The following is a 16,471-nucleotide window of genomic DNA, read 5'->3' on the forward strand; positions in this document are numbered from 1 at the left end:
TCAGCTACCACACACCCCTCAACTAAAACTTTTCTATGTTGAATAAATCTCTATCAAAAGCTTATTCAGCCTCGTCCAAAAAAATGCTATACTTTTATAGAGTGTTTTACAGATAAAAGTAGAAATGGGGCTTTGCTATGTCCTTTGATGGCATATTTACATACGCAATAACAAATGAACTAAAAACCACACTTGAAAGTGGTCGTATTTCAAAGATTTATCAACCATATAAAAATGAACTGATATTCCAAATTAGAGCAAATGGTATGAATCAAAAACTACTATTATCTGCTCATCCAAGCTATGCTAGAATTCACTTAACAGACGGAACCTACGATAATCCAAGTGAACCACCAATGTTTTGCATGCTATTACGAAAGCACATAGAAGGAAGTATCATTGAGGATATCTCCCAAGTGGGATTGGATAGAATCATTGTTTTTACTCTAAAAAGTAGAAACGAAATTGGTGACATCTCTTACAAGCAACTTTACATCGAAATAATGGGTAGACATAGTAATATCATCCTGGTTGACCGCGACAAACAAGTTATTTTGGATAGCATTAAGCATATCTCTCCTGCTGTTAATCGACATCGAACGATACTCCCAGGGCATAGCTATGTTTCACCACCAGCACAAGAGAAAATGAACCCCTTCAATGTCGATGAGGACCATTTCTTAAGAAAAATTGACTTTAATGCAGGTAAACTTAGCGAACAAATTGTAAACAAATTTGAAGGTATTTCACCAATCCTTGCAAAAGAAATTGTCTATCGAGCGGGGTTAGCGAATCGTAAGACACTACCTGCTTCATTCCTTTCTGTAATTAAGGATGTACAGGACAACGCATTTCAGCCACAAATCACTAAATATGGTACCAAAGATTTGTTTTACATCCTTACCCTCTCTCATCTGGGAGGAGAGTCTCAATATTTCTCAACAGTAAGTGAACTTTTAGATCGCTATTATTATGGTAAAGCAGAGAGAGACCGAGTAAAACAGCAAGGGAACGACCTAGAACGTTTTATTACAAATGAGCTTAATAAAAATAAAAAGAAAATAAAAAAGCTTGAAGCAACATTAACTGATGCTGAAAAAGCAGATAAATATCAAATTCGTGGAGAACTAATAACTGCAAACCTCTACGCGATCAGTCGGGGACAAAAACAAGTTGAAGTTATAAACTATTACAACGAAAACAATGAAACCATGTTAATCGAATTAGATCCACAAAAATCACCTTCTGAAAATGCGCAAAGCTTTTTTTCTAAATACCAAAAAGCAAAGAAATCTGTCTCTGTGGTAAAGGAGCAAATTGAAAAAGCATACGAAGAGGTTATCTATTTTGAAACATTATTTCAACAAATTGAATCTGCTTCACCTAGGGACCTCCAAGAAATACGAGAGGAATTAACAGAAGAAGGTTATTTACGAGCAAGAGGAAAAAAAGGAACGAAGAAAAATAAGCCACAAAAACCAGTTATTGAACAATACATGGCAACAGACGGCACTGAGATCCTAGTTGGAAAGAATAATAAACAGAATGAGTTTTTAACAAATCGTTTAGCTGCGAGAGATGATGTGTGGTTACATACGAAGGATATTCCAGGCTCGCATGTTGTTATTCGTAGTAAAACTCCGTCAGAACAGACGATTCTAGAAGCTGCCAATTTAGCTGCTTATTTTAGTAAAGCTAAAAACTCTTCTTCTGTACCTGTTGATTTCACTCTTATTCGCCATGTGAAAAAGCCAAGTGGTGCTAAGCCAGGCTATGTGATTTATGACAATCAGCAAACTGTATATGTTTCACCTGATGAAGAACTAGTGATAAAAATGAAGAAATAAAAAGTGGTCTGTCATTAAATATAATGGGTTCTCTTTTGGAGTGCATAACAAAAAAACAACTCGCATAGCATGTTAAATCACATATGATTTAGCATGCTATTTTTAATTGGTATAACAAGGTTTATGACAATTTCACTTGAGAATTAACACTGTAATTAGCATACAATATAGCAATGTGTGAATGATTATTCTCATGCTGTTAGTTTATATGCTAATAGGTTGTTAATACTATGTTCAATTTGATTTCACTTTTTGAATAGTACCCCTTACCAATTAGCTGACTTTCCCTTATTTAAGCAACCAGCGATAGTTAAAATAAAAGGAGATTATCCGGTTAAATTCAAAATAGAGCTCTTTTGAGGCTAAATAAGGGGAGGTTTTCCGGTTATGCCAAGCAAAATCCCCTATTTTCATGTTTTTTGAGTTAATAGGCGGAATCTCTCCGTCTATTGAAGCAATTTTCAATGGTATTTTCTATTTAAGCGGAATTTTTCCGTCTATTTATCAAATCGGGTGCTTGTCTGGTCTCCTGACAGATAATATTAAGAAGCGAAAAAGCATGATGATTAAATTGCTAATCACCATGCTTTTCCTACATTATTTGTACTGTTATTTATGATTTTGCACTCCATTTAATGACAGACCCTTTTTACTTACTATTTAATCCAGCTTTCATCAGAAGGGTCTTTTCTCCAGTTTTCTAGTCTAGCTAAGTCTTCACTGGATATTACACCTTTTTCTAAGGCAACTTCTGATAATGTTGTAAAGTCACTTAAAGAATAGGCTTCGATATTTGCTTCTGCAAGTCTAGTAAGTCCTGTTTCTAGGCCGTATGTAAAGATGGCAACGACGCCAAGTACTTCACAACCAGCTTCTCTTAGTGCTTCTACAGCCGTGATCGCACTGCCACCTGTTGAGATTAAGTCCTCTACAACTACTACTTTTTGGCCAGGTTCAGCCTTACCTTCGATTTGTTTTCCTTTACCGTGTCCTTTTGGTTTACTGCGAACATAACACATTGGTTGATTTAAAAGATCACTTACCCAAGCTGCATGTGGAATTCCAGCCGTTGCGGTCCCTGCAATTACCTCTACATCTTTAAAATGTGTTTCTATCAGCCCAGCTAACCCTTTGGCAATTTCCTTACGAACAGTAGGAAATGATAGCGTGAGGCGGTTATCACAATAGATAGGGGATTTTATTCCTGATGACCAAGTAAATGGATCATTAGGTTGTAAAAATACTGCTCCTGCCTCTAATAAATTTGCTGCAATTTGTTTTTTCATACTGTTACCCCTTCCCAATCAGCATTAATGCGATGATAGGCTTCCAATGGTTGCTCTGCCTTCGTGATGCTTCTTCCTACAACGATGGCTCTTGATCCAAGCAGCCTTGCTTTTTCAGGAGTTACTACCCTTGCTTGATCACCAACCTCATCAGTTGCAAGTCTAATACCCGGTGTAACTGTTACAAAATCTTCACCAATGTTCTCAATTAGCCTAGGCACTTCTAAAGAAGAACACACCACTCCATCTAGTCCACTTCTTTTAGCCATTGAAGCATAATGTAGTACCGTGTCATCTAGACTCTTGCTAATCCAAATTTCATCGTTCATCACTTGTTCAGTAGTACTGGTCAGCTGTGTAACAGCGATACACATAGGTCTTTTTTGTCCTGCATGTGTGCCCGCTTCTAATCCCTCAATTGCAGAGTTCATCATTGCACTTCCACCAGCAGCATGAACATTAATAATGTCAACACCTAAACGGGCGATCCCCTTCATTGCAGATCCTACTGTATTCGGTATATCGTGTAGTTTTAAATCAAGGAAAACCGAGTGACCTTTCTCTTTTAAGCTATAAATAATGCTAGGTCCTTCTTGATAGAAAAGCTCCATGCCAACTTTGACAAAAAGCTTTTCTTCTTCAAACTTAGTTAAGAATGTATTTACTTCTACGCTACTTGGAAAATCAAGAGCTATAATTAATGGTCTTTGCACGCTTTCCCCAGCTCCTTCCAATACACTCAGAAATATGATCAATCTTAAGTTCATCTAGTAGATTTGGAAGTTCGTCAATAATTGAAGGACAAACAAATGGATCAACAAAGTTGGCTGTTCCAACTGCAACTGCACTCGCTCCAGCGTAAAAATATTCAATAACATCTTCAGCTGACTGTACGCCACCCATACCTATTATCGGAATCGATACTGCCTGGCTTACTTCATAAATCATGCGAATAGCAACAGGTTTAATGGCTGGTCCAGAAAGACCGCCTGTTTTATTTGAAAGAATTGGTTCACCTGTTTTAAGATTGATTCTCATCCCGATTAACGTATTAATCATTGTTAAACCATCTGCACCAGCTTCTTCTACTGCTTTAGCCATCGATACAATGTTTGATACATTTGGAGATAGCTTTACATAAACTGGAACCTCAGAGACGTTTTTGACTTGTTTTGTCAGTTCTGCAGCTACCTCAGGAATCGTTCCAAACGCAATTCCACCAGTTTTAACATTAGGGCAAGAGATATTTAACTCAAGTGCTTTTACGTTGGGTGCTTTAGAAATTTGCTTTGCAACCTCCACATAATCTTCTACCTGAGAACCTGCTACATTTGCAATGATTGGAACATCATACTGTTCTAACCAGGGTAATTCCTCAGACATAACCTTCTCTAAGCCTGGATTTTGTAATCCAATTGCATTTAACATTCCAGAAGTTGTTTCTGCTACACGAGGTGTTGGATTACCAAACCTCGGTTCGAGTGTAGTTGCTTTAATCATAATGGCACCCAACAGACTCAAATCGTAAAATTTTGCGTATTCTTTGCCAAATCCAAAGCACCCAGATGCAGGCATAATAGGATTCTTTAGTGTTAGACCTGGAAGTTCGATTTGTAATCTGCTCATAGTACCACCTCTCCTACCTTGAATACTGGACCGTCACTACATACCTTTTTATAGGTAAAACCTGTTGGGTCGTTTTGCAGATGACAAACGCATGCAAAACATGCACCCACTCCACAACCCATTCGCTCCTCAAGTGAAATAAATGCTCTTTTTTGTGAATATCTTTGTTCAATTGCCTTTAACATCATTGTAGGACCACAGGAATAGAGAGAATCAAATAGAATACCGTTTTGGTCAATTACATCTGTGACAAAGCCTTTTGTACCATATGAGCCGTCAACAGTGGCAATAAATGTTTCTCCTAGTAATGAGAATTTCTCCTCGTAAAACACGGCACTTTTCGTTTGAAATCCTAATACACTTACAACATTTACGCCTCTACTAACTAAACGTTGGGCCAACTCGTATAAAGGTGGTACTCCAATTCCACCACCTACTAAAAGGGCGGTTTCCCCTTTTGCTGTAGCTTCAACAGGAAATCCATTACCTAGAGGTCCTAATACATCCACTAACTCTCCTGAGACTTTTTCAGAAAGGACTCGTGTTCCGAGTCCTTCCTTTCGATAAATCATCGTAAATTGGTTCTTTGCTTGATCAATATTTGCGATGCTAATTGGTCGGCGTAGTAATGGCTCTGTTCCACCAGTTACCTTAACATGAACAAACTGTCCAGGCTCGTTCATTTCAGATACTAGAGAGCCTTCAAGTGTTATTTCAAAGATGTTTTCAGCGATTTGCTTCTGACTAACTACGCTCATTAGCTCTTTTTTAATCATGAGTAAATCACCTCAGGTTTTTTAGCATGCGTTGCCATTGATTCTGCTGAAAAAGTCATAGATTCTAACACTCTTAATATTGCTTTCGCTGTATCTAGTGAAGTTAAACAAGCAACACCATTCTCAACTGACTCACGACGGATTCTAAATCCATCGCGGGCTGGTTGCTTTCCTTTGGTAAGGGTATTGATTACGAATTGCGCTTCCCCTTTACGGATTACATCTAGTAAGCTTGGCTTTTCTGCACCAATCTTGTTAACAATTTGGACTGGAATGTTTGCTTGACTTAAATAGCTAGCTGTCCCACTTGTTGCTAAGATTCGATAGCCTATTGTATGGAAACGTTTTGCAATGTCTAATGCTTCTTCCTTATCCTTATCTGCAACAGTTAGTAATACTGAACCATATGTCGGAATTTTATAACCTGAAGCAACAAGGGCTTTGTAAAGGGCTTTTTCTAAAGTAGAATCTTTCCCCATTACCTCTCCTGTCGATTTCATCTCAGGCCCAAGTGTAATGTCTACACCTCGTAGCTTTGCAAAAGAGAATACTGGAGCTTTTACATAAACACCTTCACTTTCAGGATAAAGTCCTGTTGTATACCCTAAATCTAGTAAACTAGTTCCTAAAATAACCTTTGTAGCGATATTAGCCATCGGAACTCCAGTTATCTTACTTAAGAAAGGAACTGTTCTACTTGATCTTGGATTTACCTCAAGAACAAGTACTTCACCCTTAGAAATAACAAACTGAATATTTAGTAACCCTTTTATTTTTAAACCTTTTGCTAAAGATATTGTGTATTCTACAATTTGTTTCTTAATCTCGTCTGATAGACTCTGTGGAGGGTATACTGCGATTGAATCTCCTGAGTGAACCCCTGCTCGCTCGATATGCTCCATGATTCCTGGAACTAGTACCGTTTCTCCATCAGAAATTGCATCTACCTCAATTTCTTTTCCAATTAGGTAGCGGTCAATCAATACAGGATGCTGAGGATTTATATTTACAGCATTCTCCATGTAATGTAAAAGTTCCTCAGTTTGATAAACAATCTCCATTGCACGACCACCTAGAACATAAGATGGACGAACTAATACTGGATAACCAATTGACTCTGCAATAACAACCGCTTCTTCAACAGACGTTGCTGTCTTTCCTTTTGGCTGAGGAACACCTAGAGTTGTTAGTGTTTGCTCAAACTTATCACGGTCCTCTGCACGGTCCATGTCTTCTAGAGACGTACCAAGAATCTTAACTCCTCTCGCTGATAACTCACTTGCTAGATTAATAGCCGTTTGACCACCGAATTGTACGACTACACCCATTGGTTGCTCTAGATCAATGATGTGCATTACATCTTCTATTGTTAGAGGTTCAAAGTATAGCTTATCTGAGATAGAAAAGTCTGTAGATACTGTTTCAGGATTATTATTAACGATGATTGCCTCGTATCCCGCTTCTTTTATCGCCCAAACTGAATGAACCGTTGCATAGTCAAATTCAATTCCTTGGCCAATACGGATTGGTCCTGAACCGAGTACAACAACACTTTCACGCTCTGTTACAATCGATTCATTTTCATCCTCATACGTACCGTAATAATAAGGTGTAGATGATTCAAACTCAGCTGCACACGTATCTACCATTTTATATACTGGCATTAGACCAGCCTGTTTACGGAATTCATAGACTTCGCGCTCTTCACAATTCCAGAGCTTAGAGATTGCTATGTCTGCAAAGCCCATTCTTTTTGCTTGTAATAATACATCAATATCAAAGATATTCTCTACGATTGTAGATTCAAAACGAATGATGTTATCAATTTTTTGCAAGAAAAATAGATCAATTTCACTCCACTCGTGAATGGTCTCAATTGTAATTCCACGTCGTAATGCTTCAGCGATATAGAATAAGCGCTCATCTCCGGCTTTACGAATACGTTTTTCAATAATTTCATCACCAATTAAAGCAGCATCCTTTAGTTCTAGGTGATAAATATTTGATTCTAAAGAGCGAACTGCCTTAAGAATAGATTCTTCAAAGTTTCTACCGATGGCCATTACCTCTCCAGTTGCCTTCATTTGTGTTCCAAGTCTGCGGTTAGCAGATTCAAATTTATCAAATGGCCAGCGAGGAATTTTTGTAACGATATAATCAAGTGCTGGTTCGAAGCATGAATACGTCTTCCCAGTTACTGGGTTAATCATCTCGTCAAGCGTTAGGCCTACCGCAATTTTTGCAGCTAATTTTGCAATTGGATAGCCTGTTGCCTTGGACGCTAAAGCAGAAGATCGGCTTACACGAGGATTAACCTCTATGATGTAATAGTTAAAGCTGTACGGATCTAATGCAAGCTGAACGTTACATCCACCTTCAATTCCTAATGCTCTTATGATTTTCAGTGATGTATTACGTAACATCTGGTACTCTCTATCACTCATGGTTTGGCTAGGTGCTACTACGATTGAGTCACCGGTATGCACACCGACTGGATCAATGTTTTCCATATTACACACAACGATTGCGTTATCTGCCGAATCTCTCATAACCTCATATTCAATCTCTTTAAAACCAGCAATACTCTTTTCAAGCAAACATTGGGTTACTGGACTACTTTTTAATCCACTTGTGACAATCTCAATAAGTTCTTCTTCATCACTACAGATTCCACCACCAGTTCCACCTAATGTATAGGCAGGACGGACAATTACGGGATATCCAACACTTTCAACGAAAGCAAATGCTTCATCAAGAGAATGAATAATCTCACTTTCAGGAACTGGCTCATTTAACGTGTTCATCAACGTACGAAATAAGTCTCTGTCCTCTGCTTGTTCAATGGATGAAAGCTTAGTACCAAGAATCTCTACTCCGCACTCATCTAACACACCTGATTTCGCAAGCTCAACTGCCATATTAAGACCAGTTTGACCTCCAAGTGTTGGTAATAGTGCATCAGGTCGTTCTTTACGAATAATTCGACTTACAAATTCTAACGTTAATGGCTCGATATACACTTTATCTGCTATTTCTGTATCTGTCATAATTGTTGCCGGGTTAGAGTTTACCAAAATGACTTTATAGCCTTCTTCTTTTAATGCTACACACGCTTGTGTTCCCGCATAGTCAAACTCTGCCGCTTGACCGATTACGATTGGTCCTGAACCTATTACAAGAATACTATTAATGTCTACGCGTTTTGGCATACTTCTTCCCCTACTTTCTTAGATGTTTTAATCATGTCTATAAATTGATCAAATAAATGGTTTGCATCCTCTGGACCAGGTGATGCTTCAGGGTGGTATTGCACAGTGAATGCTGGGTAGTCCAAATGCTTTAATCCTTCAATTGTTCCATCATTTAATGCTTTGTGGGTTACTGTTAATCTTGTGTTGTTTAATGACTCCTCATTTACAGTGTAGCCATGGTTCTGTGAAGTGATCGCAACCTTACCAGTTGCTAAATCTTTAACAGGGTGATTTGACCCACGATGCCCAAATTTTAATCTTTCAGTATCAGCTCCGCCAGCAAGTGCAAACAATTGATGGCCAAGGCATATTCCAAACAGAGGAACCTTACCAAGTACACCATTAATCATCTCAATTGCTTCTGGAACATCCTTCGGGTCTCCAGGGCCATTACTTAGCATAATCCCATCTGGGCTTAAACGAAGAACCTCTTCTGCTGTCACATTATAAGGAACTACAATTACATCACAGTTACGTTTGTTTAGTTCTCGCAAAATACCATGCTTCATTCCAAAATCTACTAGGACTACACGATGACCACGGCCAGGACTTGGATAGGCACTTTTTGTTGATACTTGTTTTACTTGATCGGTTGGTAAACTTACAGTTTGAAGTGATGCAACAACCTCTTCAACATTAACATCCATGCCACAAATAGCACCTTTTAACGTACCGTGTTGACGAATAATTCTTGTTAATTTCCTAGTATCTATCCCGGCTAATCCTGGAATATTTTTTGCTTTAAAAAATTCATCTAATGATGATTGGCTTCTAAAGTTAGATGGATGGTCACATACTTCTTTCACAATAAAACCTTGAATGGCTGGCGTAATCGATTCAAAGTCATCACGATTAATTCCATAATTTCCGACTAGTGGATAAGTTAAGGTAACAATTTGCCCACAGTAAGAAGGATCCGAAAGAATCTCTTGGTAGCCTGTCATACCTGTATTAAATACAACCTCACCGATTGACTGAACCTCACTACCAAAACCTGTACCTATAAATATTGTCCCATCCTCTAAAATTAATTGACGCTTCATACTGTAACACTCCCCTTCTCCCAAACTCGTTTACCATTTACAAATGTCATTACTGGCCATCCCTTGCATTTCCACCCTGCAAATGGTGTGTTTTTACCTTTTGATAGGAATGTACTTGGATTAATTTCTTCCTCTTGATGTAAATCAACGATTGTTATATCAGCTTTAGTTCCAACCTCTATTTTTCCATATGGAAGTTTGAAGGTGTCTGATGGCTTAGACGTTAAGTAGTCGATTAACTGTTTTAAAGTTATAATTCCAGATTCAACAAAATGTGTATAAAGTAGCGGGAATGCAGTTTCTAGACCAACAATTCCAAATGGCGCAAGCTTCATTCCCTCTGCCTTTTCAGCTTCTGTATGAGGTGCATGATCTGTTGCAATAAAATCAATTGTTCCATCTAATAATCCCTCAATAAGTGCAGATCGATCATCCTTCCCTCTTAATGGTGGATTCATTTTAAAGTTTGTATCTAATCCTGGTATATCTTCGTCACATAGTAATAAGTGATGTGGTGATACTTCAGCAGTAACACGGATACCAGCTTTTTTTGCATCTCTTACAACCCTAACTGATTCCTTTGTACTGATATGACATACATGATAATGACAACCTGCTGCTTCTGCTAATAAAACGTCGCGTGCAATGTGTACTGATTCGCATACAGAAGGAATGCCATTTAGTCCATGTTTTTGAGAAAATTCTCCTTCGTGCACGCTTCCTTTATTAATTAAAGTATCTTCTTCACAATGAGCGACAATCGCCATATCAATTTTTGCGGCCTCTTTCATTGCTTGTAGCATCATCGCTGCAGATTGTACACCCACACCATCATCAGTGAAGGCAAATGCACCAGCACTTTTCAGAGCTACCATGTCTGTCATCTCTTCCCCAAGCTGCCTAGTTGTAATGGCTGCATAAGGTAGCACGTTCACATGAGATGTTTCATCAATTCGATTCATGAGCCATTCCATTTGTGCTTGTGTATCGGGAACCGGTCTTGTATTTGGCATAGCTGCAATGGTAGTAAAACCACCTTTGGCTGCAGCAAGAGTTCCTGTTTCGATTGTTTCCTTGTGCTCTCCACCTGGCTCTCTTAGGTGGACATGTAGATCAACAAATCCAGGAGCAATCAACTTTCCTTCCACATCAATTACATCAAAGCCTTCCCGCTCTAACTGTGTACCGATCTCTAGGATATGGCCGTCAGCCATTTTAATTTCAACCTCTTCTAATTGACCATTCGTGTTCATCCATTTACCGTTTGTTAAGATTATTGACATACTAATGCCCCTCCTTGAACAGATTGTAATGCTCTTTTTAAAACAGCCATTCTTATATATACACCATTTTCCATTTGCTTAAAGATTCTAGAACGCTCACATTCTACTAATTCACTTGCGATTTCTACATCTCTATTAAAAGGTGCTGGATGCATGATAATACTGCTAGATTTCATCCTTTTCTCACGTTCAACCGTTAATCCAAATTGTTCATGATAGTCTTTAGCATTTTTTCCCGTAGCTCCTCCATGTCGTTCGTGCTGGATTCTTAACAACATGACAACATCAGCTGTTTGAATCGCCTCGTCAATATGGACATATGTACCATAAGGAATCGATTGATCATGCCATTCAGTCGGCCCAGAAAAAACAACTTCTGCTCCAAGCCTAGTTAATGCTTCTGCATTTGACCTAGCGACCCTACTATGTCGAATATCACCAATAATAGCTACTTTCAAACCTTCAAACCTTGCAAACTCTTGTTTAATTGTTAATAAATCTAACAAGCACTGTGTTGGATGATTACCACACCCGTCACCTGCATTTAAAATAGGAATGCCTACTTTTTCACGAAGTGTCTCGAAATAGTTGTCTTCAGGATGTCTAATAATTACTGCCTTAGTTCCAATGGACTCTAACGTTCGAATTGTATCGTACAAGCTTTCTCCTTTTTGAACACTTGAAGTTTCTGCTTCAAAGTTCAATACTTCAAGGTGAAGCTTTTTTTCAGCAACTTCAAAGCTAAATTTTGTTCGTGTACTTGGCTCAAAAAACAGATTGGCTACGAAAGTTTGTTCAGGTAAAATCCATTGCACACCTTTTGAGAATTGTTCTGCCTCGCTTAGTATTTGTTCAATCTCTTCAATGGTTAATTCATTCATTTTTAATAAGTGCTTCATGGACCATCCCCCATTCTTTTATAAAAAAAACACCCCGACTATTTTTAAGTCAGGGTGTGTAAAAAGCGGCTTTTTCGCGTGACGAAGCAACAGAAATTGGTTCTTTCCTGCTTACGCCACTAACCACACCCTTGGAAGCATCTCTGTGCTTTTTTAAAAGGTGATATTATGCAGCTGAATCTTTATCTAATTCATCTATATTTTCTCCATTTTGATCTTTTCCTGGTAACACTAGATTTAGAATAATCCCTAGAATTGCAGCTAATGCCATTCCATGTAGTTCAAACTTGTCTCCGATATGAATGAATGCTCCACCGATTCCAATTACTAGGATAACAGAAGAGATTATTAAGTTACGCTTTTGACCAAAGTCAATCTTACCATCAACTAGCATACGCAAACCTGACGAAGCAATGATTCCGAATAGCAAGATTGAAACCCCACCCATTACCGGTGTAGGAACCGAGCTAATTAATGCAGTTATTTTTCCAATAAATCCAAAGCATATCGCTATAACTGCGGCACCAGCAATTACAAAGATGCTGTACACTCTTGTGATAGCAAGTACACCAATGTTTTCTCCATACGTTGTATTAGGAGGTCCACCAATTAATGCTGCTATCATTGTAGCCACACCGTCTCCTAGAATTGAAACGTGTAGACCAGGTTTTTTAACATAGTCTCTCCCTACTACATTTCCAAGAACCATTTGGTGCCCGATATGTTCAGAGATTGTTACAATTGCAACTGGTACCATTAGTAAGAAGATCTCCCACGAGATAGTAGGTGTGTAACTTACAAATGGAATTAAGAAATCTGGTGCTGCGATCCAAGGAGCCTGTGCAATTCCAGTTAAATCTACAAGACCCATAAAGCTTGCGAACAGATATCCACCTACAATCCCAACAAGTATAGGGATAAGACCGAAGAATCCTCTAAAAAAGATCGCACTTACAATTGTGATTGCGAGTGTAACTAACGCTACAATAAGATGTTTTGAACTATAGACTAGCTCTCCAGCTGGCGCACCTGGATTTTCATACATTGCCATACCTACTGCAACACTTGCTAACCCTAGTCCAATAACTATGATTACAGGTCCAACAACTACTGGAGGGAGAATTCTCAGTACCCATTTATATCCTGCCATTTTAATAATTAATGCAACTACACCATATGCTAAACCGGCAAGAAAGCTTCCTACCATTGCTGCACCCGGACCATCTACTGTTTGTGCTGCAATAATCGGTGCAATAAAGGCGAAGGAAGAACCAAGATAGGCTGGAACTTGACCTCTTGTAATTAATAAGAAGGCAATTGTACCTAATCCACTAGAAATTAATGCGACTGCCGGACTTAATCCTACTAAGTACGGCACCAAGATTGTAGCACCGAACATCGCGAAAAGGTGCTGTAAGCTTAAAGGTAACCATTTACCCATTGATGGAACATCTTCTACATCTAAAAGTACTTTTTCTTCTTTTGTACTCATTCTAAATTCCTCCTCATTATATATCGTCTCTATTATTTGTGATTTAATCCATGCTTGTTTAGTTTCAATGTGGAGGTAATAAAAAACCTCTTCGTGGCTTTTAAGACACAAAGAGGTGATGTAACCCTGCTTTATACAGCAAGAATTAACTTCTCCACCTTTGTTAGTCTCTCAGGACTAGCTTAAAAGGAATTATTCTTTATCGTGTATTGTAACTAAATCTTTTCCATCAATTTCCGTTAGTTCTACCATAATTTTTTCAAGATTTGATGTTGGTATGTTCTTACCTACAAAATCAGCTCTAATTGGCAATTCACGATGACCTCTATCAACTAAAACAGCTAATTGAATATGCGCTGGTCTGCCAATATCAATCAGTGCATCAAGCGCTGCTCTTACGGTTCTTCCAGTGTATAAAACATCATCAATAAGGATTACTTTTTTGTTTGTAATGTCCACAGGTATATCAGAGCCTTTAACAAGTGGTTCTTGATTTTCTGTCTTTGTGGTTAAGTCATCTCGATATAACGTTATATCTAAATCACCCACTGGTATTGGTTTTCCTTCGATCTGTTCAATTCGTTCTGCTAATCTTTTGGCCAAATGAATCCCTCTTGTTTTAATCCCAATAAGGACACATTCTTCAATACCTTTATTTCGTTCAATAATCTCATGAGCAATTCTAGTAAGTGCTCTTCTTATAGCTTGTTCATCTAACAAAACAGCCTTCTGTACCACTTTCTACACCTCACATTTCTTATTGTATAATAAGAAAACGGAAAAACCCCTCTCACCATTGGTGAGAGGGGTTGGATTTGCACACAAATAGATACAGCAATCCTATTTGTTATCTTGCTCCGCTTCCTTCTCAGCCTCACGGGACTGTGTTAAAGGTACATATTTAACTATAGATATCATAATAAAATAATCGAAATTTGTCAACTACGATTTTTCAATAAAGTCAGGAGGCTTTTAAACTCTTCAGGTAAAGGAGCTTCAAATTCCAAATACTCATTCGTCCTCGGATGGGTAAAACCTAAGACTCCAGCATGTAAGGCTTGCCCATCAATCGACAAGGTTTTCTTAGGACCATATTTAGGGTCACCAGCTAGTGGATACCCAATGTATTTCATATGAACACGAATTTGATGAGTTCTCCCAGTTTCTAATTGACATTCAACAAATGTAAAATCTTTAAAACGATCTATAACATTAAAATGCGTTACCGCTTCTTTACTATTTTCATCTGTTACTGTCATACTTTGGCGGTCTCTTTTATCTCTTCCAATAGGCGCATCAATGGTACCATGGTCATGTGGAATAGTACCATGAACAATAGCTTTATATTTTCGAGTAACTGTTTTTTTGACCAATTGATTTACTAATGATTCATGTGCCAAGTCATTTTTTGCAACCATAAGCAGACCTGACGTGTCTTTATCAATACGGTGCACAATGCCTGGTCTTAACACTCCATTAATACCCGAAAGATCTTTACAATGTGCCATTAACCCATTTACTAACGTACCTGTCAAATGACCGGGTGCTGGATGAACGACCATCCCTCTTGGTTTATTTACAACCAGTACATCACTGTCTTCATAGTAAATCTCTAAATTCATTTCTTCTGCTACAACATCAAGTTCTTCGGGATCTGGGATAGTAATAATGATTTGATCCCCATCTGCTACTTTATAGTTAGGCTTTATTTCTTTTCCATTTACTATAACTTGTCCCTCTTTAATCCATTGTTGTACTTGAGTTCTTGACCATTCATTATTGATTGCAGAAACTGCTTTATCAATGCGGTCACCCTGTTGTTCTTGTTGTATAGTTAACTCGATTTGATTCATTTACTTTCTCCTTCTTTAAATTTCCCTTCAAACAATGTTAGTACTAGAATAATTCCGACTCCTACAACTAATGCTGAGTCTGCGATATTGAAAATAGGGAAATCGTATGTGAAAATGTATGTATTTATAAAATCTACAACTTCTTTTCGGAAAATACGGTCGATAAAATTACCAATTGCTCCACCCAGCATTAATCCCAATGCATAACCCATTATACGCTGATTTTTAGGAAGCTTTTGAATATAGGTTATAAGTATAATTACTACAACTACCGTAATAATGTAAAAAAACCACATTTGACCTTGTAATATACCCCAGGCTGCCCCTCGATTCCTATGAGAAGTAATGTAAAGGAAACTTTCAATTACAGTTATACTTTCCCCAAGTGACATGTATGTAACAATTGCCCATTTTGTAATTTGATCAAAGACAATAATGACTAATGCGATTAAATAATAAATCACAAATGAACCCCCATCTTAACATTTTATGTACCTTTAGAATTTTAGCATAAGTTAGTCCACATATACAATGAAGTTCCTTTTAATTTCGCCGTACAATGAAAAACAGAAGTGACAAACTCACTTCTGTTAATGTGTTAATTGAGGATTATACGTTTGGGGATATGCGGTTTTTTGATAAAAATAACTATAAGCAAAATCGTAAATCGTTCTTGCAGTTGGAAGTACATTTAATTTTTCAAGGGGAATCTCTTCTCCTGTTTCCTCACAGACACCATACTTACCATTTTCAATTTTCCAAAGTGCTAACTGAACATCCTGTAAATCTTCCTTTACATGATGCAAGATAATTTTTTCTTTTTCACTATTATCACCTTCATAGCCTAATTCAGCACTCATTTCATAATATGCGGAATGGGAAAAAAGTCTTGTTTGAAGTTCGTCTTTCATCATAAGTAATTCTGCTTTAATCTCTGCATATTGACCGTTCATTCGAACGCCTCCTTGTAATGCTTTTGATTAACGCTGATCTGTTAGTAGTGATAGTGTAACCGAAAACAATATCTTTAAAAGCCCACAAGTTTTTCCTTTAAAGCTCTTCATAAAATAAACAGCCTTATAAGTCGTTCAATGAAAATATACGCAAGAATGGTT

The 16,471-nt window shown here is 37.9% G+C and carries 14 protein-coding genes; 1 reads left to right on the top strand and 13 read right to left on the bottom strand.

What is annotated here, in order from left to right; genetic code table 11:
• Positions 1-137 precede the first annotated feature (137 nt).
• The gene (locus tag J2Z26_RS06795) at positions 138-1,847 is read left to right on the top strand and encodes an Rqc2 family fibronectin-binding protein (protein WP_193536764.1); all 1,710 of its coding nucleotides are present in this window, start codon (positions 138-140) and stop codon (positions 1,845-1,847) included.
• Between the two features lie 656 nt (positions 1,848-2,503).
• Here the strand turns inward: J2Z26_RS06795 and pyrE are convergent.
• The 13 genes from pyrE to J2Z26_RS06860 all read right to left on the bottom strand — a co-directional run bounded on the left by pyrE (position 2,504) and on the right by J2Z26_RS06860 (position 16,309).
• Positions 2,504-3,133, bottom strand: a complete 630-nt coding sequence (gene pyrE, locus J2Z26_RS06800) for an orotate phosphoribosyltransferase (protein WP_193536766.1) — start codon at positions 3,131-3,133, stop codon at positions 2,504-2,506.
• Positions 3,130-3,846 (bottom strand): orotidine-5'-phosphate decarboxylase, encoded by a 717-nt coding sequence (gene pyrF, locus J2Z26_RS06805; RefSeq protein ID WP_193536768.1) that lies wholly within the window; start codon positions 3,844-3,846, stop codon positions 3,130-3,132. The genes pyrE and pyrF overlap by 4 nt, the downstream gene beginning before the upstream one ends.
• Positions 3,818-4,759, bottom strand: a complete 942-nt coding sequence (locus tag J2Z26_RS06810; protein WP_193536770.1) for a dihydroorotate dehydrogenase — start codon at positions 4,757-4,759, stop codon at positions 3,818-3,820. The genes pyrF and J2Z26_RS06810 overlap by 29 nt, the downstream gene beginning before the upstream one ends.
• Positions 4,756-5,535 carry a dihydroorotate dehydrogenase electron transfer subunit gene (locus J2Z26_RS06815; RefSeq protein WP_193536772.1) on the bottom strand — a complete coding sequence of 260 codons (780 nt, stop codon included), beginning with the start codon at positions 5,533-5,535 and terminating at the stop codon, positions 4,756-4,758. Before J2Z26_RS06815 ends, J2Z26_RS06810 begins: the two co-directional genes overlap by 4 nt.
• Positions 5,532-8,744 carry a carbamoyl-phosphate synthase large subunit gene (gene carB, locus J2Z26_RS06820; RefSeq protein WP_193536774.1) on the bottom strand — a complete coding sequence of 1,071 codons (3,213 nt, stop codon included), beginning with the start codon at positions 8,742-8,744 and terminating at the stop codon, positions 5,532-5,534. The genes J2Z26_RS06815 and carB overlap by 4 nt, the downstream gene beginning before the upstream one ends.
• Complete coding sequence (locus J2Z26_RS06825) at positions 8,729-9,829, bottom strand: carbamoyl phosphate synthase small subunit (RefSeq protein WP_193536776.1); 1,101 nt, start codon at positions 9,827-9,829, stop codon at positions 8,729-8,731. The genes carB and J2Z26_RS06825 overlap by 16 nt, the downstream gene beginning before the upstream one ends.
• Positions 9,826-11,112: a dihydroorotase gene (locus J2Z26_RS06830; RefSeq protein ID WP_193536778.1), complete on the bottom strand. Its 1,287-nt coding sequence runs from the start codon at positions 11,110-11,112 to the stop codon at positions 9,826-9,828. The genes J2Z26_RS06825 and J2Z26_RS06830 overlap by 4 nt, the downstream gene beginning before the upstream one ends.
• The gene (locus tag J2Z26_RS06835; protein ID WP_193536780.1) at positions 11,103-12,011 is read right to left on the bottom strand and encodes an aspartate carbamoyltransferase catalytic subunit; all 909 of its coding nucleotides are present in this window, start codon (positions 12,009-12,011) and stop codon (positions 11,103-11,105) included. Before J2Z26_RS06835 ends, J2Z26_RS06830 begins: the two co-directional genes overlap by 10 nt.
• Before the next feature lie 166 nt (positions 12,012-12,177).
• On the bottom strand, positions 12,178-13,503 hold the full coding sequence (locus tag J2Z26_RS06840; protein WP_193536782.1) for a solute carrier family 23 protein: 1,326 nt from the start codon (positions 13,501-13,503) through the stop codon (positions 12,178-12,180).
• 192 nt (positions 13,504-13,695) lie between these two features.
• Positions 13,696-14,241: a bifunctional pyr operon transcriptional regulator/uracil phosphoribosyltransferase PyrR gene (pyrR, locus tag J2Z26_RS06845; RefSeq protein ID WP_193536784.1), complete on the bottom strand. Its 546-nt coding sequence runs from the start codon at positions 14,239-14,241 to the stop codon at positions 13,696-13,698.
• A 200-nt stretch (positions 14,242-14,441) separates the two neighbouring features.
• Positions 14,442-15,356 (bottom strand): RluA family pseudouridine synthase, encoded by a 915-nt coding sequence (locus J2Z26_RS06850; protein WP_193536786.1) that lies wholly within the window; start codon positions 15,354-15,356, stop codon positions 14,442-14,444.
• The gene (gene lspA, locus J2Z26_RS06855; protein ID WP_193536788.1) at positions 15,353-15,820 is read right to left on the bottom strand and encodes a signal peptidase II; all 468 of its coding nucleotides are present in this window, start codon (positions 15,818-15,820) and stop codon (positions 15,353-15,355) included. Before lspA ends, J2Z26_RS06850 begins: the two co-directional genes overlap by 4 nt.
• Positions 15,821-15,946: 126 nt before the next feature.
• Positions 15,947-16,309: a TraR/DksA family transcriptional regulator gene (locus J2Z26_RS06860; RefSeq protein ID WP_193536790.1), complete on the bottom strand. Its 363-nt coding sequence runs from the start codon at positions 16,307-16,309 to the stop codon at positions 15,947-15,949.
• Positions 16,310-16,471 lie beyond the last annotated feature (162 nt).

The sequence above is a fragment of the Cytobacillus luteolus genome, from assembly GCF_017873715.1.
Classification (GTDB): Bacteria; Bacillota; Bacilli; order Bacillales; family Bacillaceae_L; genus Bacillus_BV; species Bacillus_BV luteola.

Excerpts from the sequence above, each read along its gene's own strand:
- J2Z26_RS06815 (WP_193536772.1), bottom strand. The coding sequence starts at position 5,535 with ATGATTAAAAAAGAGCTAATGAGCGTAGTTAGTCAGAAGCAAATCGCT.
- pyrE (WP_193536766.1), bottom strand. The coding sequence starts at position 3,133 with ATGAAAAAACAAATTGCAGCAAATTTATTAGAGGCAGGAGCAGTATTT.
- J2Z26_RS06840 (WP_193536782.1), bottom strand. The coding sequence starts at position 13,503 with ATGAGTACAAAAGAAGAAAAAGTACTTTTAGATGTAGAAGATGTTCCA.
- J2Z26_RS06825 (WP_193536776.1), bottom strand. The coding sequence starts at position 9,829 with ATGAAGCGTCAATTAATTTTAGAGGATGGGACAATATTTATAGGTACA.
- J2Z26_RS06830 (WP_193536778.1), bottom strand. The coding sequence starts at position 11,112 with ATGTCAATAATCTTAACAAACGGTAAATGGATGAACACGAATGGTCAA.
- J2Z26_RS06850 (WP_193536786.1), bottom strand. The coding sequence starts at position 15,356 with ATGAATCAAATCGAGTTAACTATACAACAAGAACAACAGGGTGACCGC.
- J2Z26_RS06835 (WP_193536780.1), bottom strand. The coding sequence starts at position 12,011 with ATGAAGCACTTATTAAAAATGAATGAATTAACCATTGAAGAGATTGAA.
- carB (WP_193536774.1), bottom strand. The coding sequence starts at position 8,744 with ATGCCAAAACGCGTAGACATTAATAGTATTCTTGTAATAGGTTCAGGA.
- J2Z26_RS06810 (WP_193536770.1), bottom strand. The coding sequence starts at position 4,759 with ATGAGCAGATTACAAATCGAACTTCCAGGTCTAACACTAAAGAATCCT.
- J2Z26_RS06860 (WP_193536790.1), bottom strand. The coding sequence starts at position 16,309 with ATGAACGGTCAATATGCAGAGATTAAAGCAGAATTACTTATGATGAAA.
- J2Z26_RS06795 (WP_193536764.1), top strand. The coding sequence starts at position 138 with ATGTCCTTTGATGGCATATTTACATACGCAATAACAAATGAACTAAAA.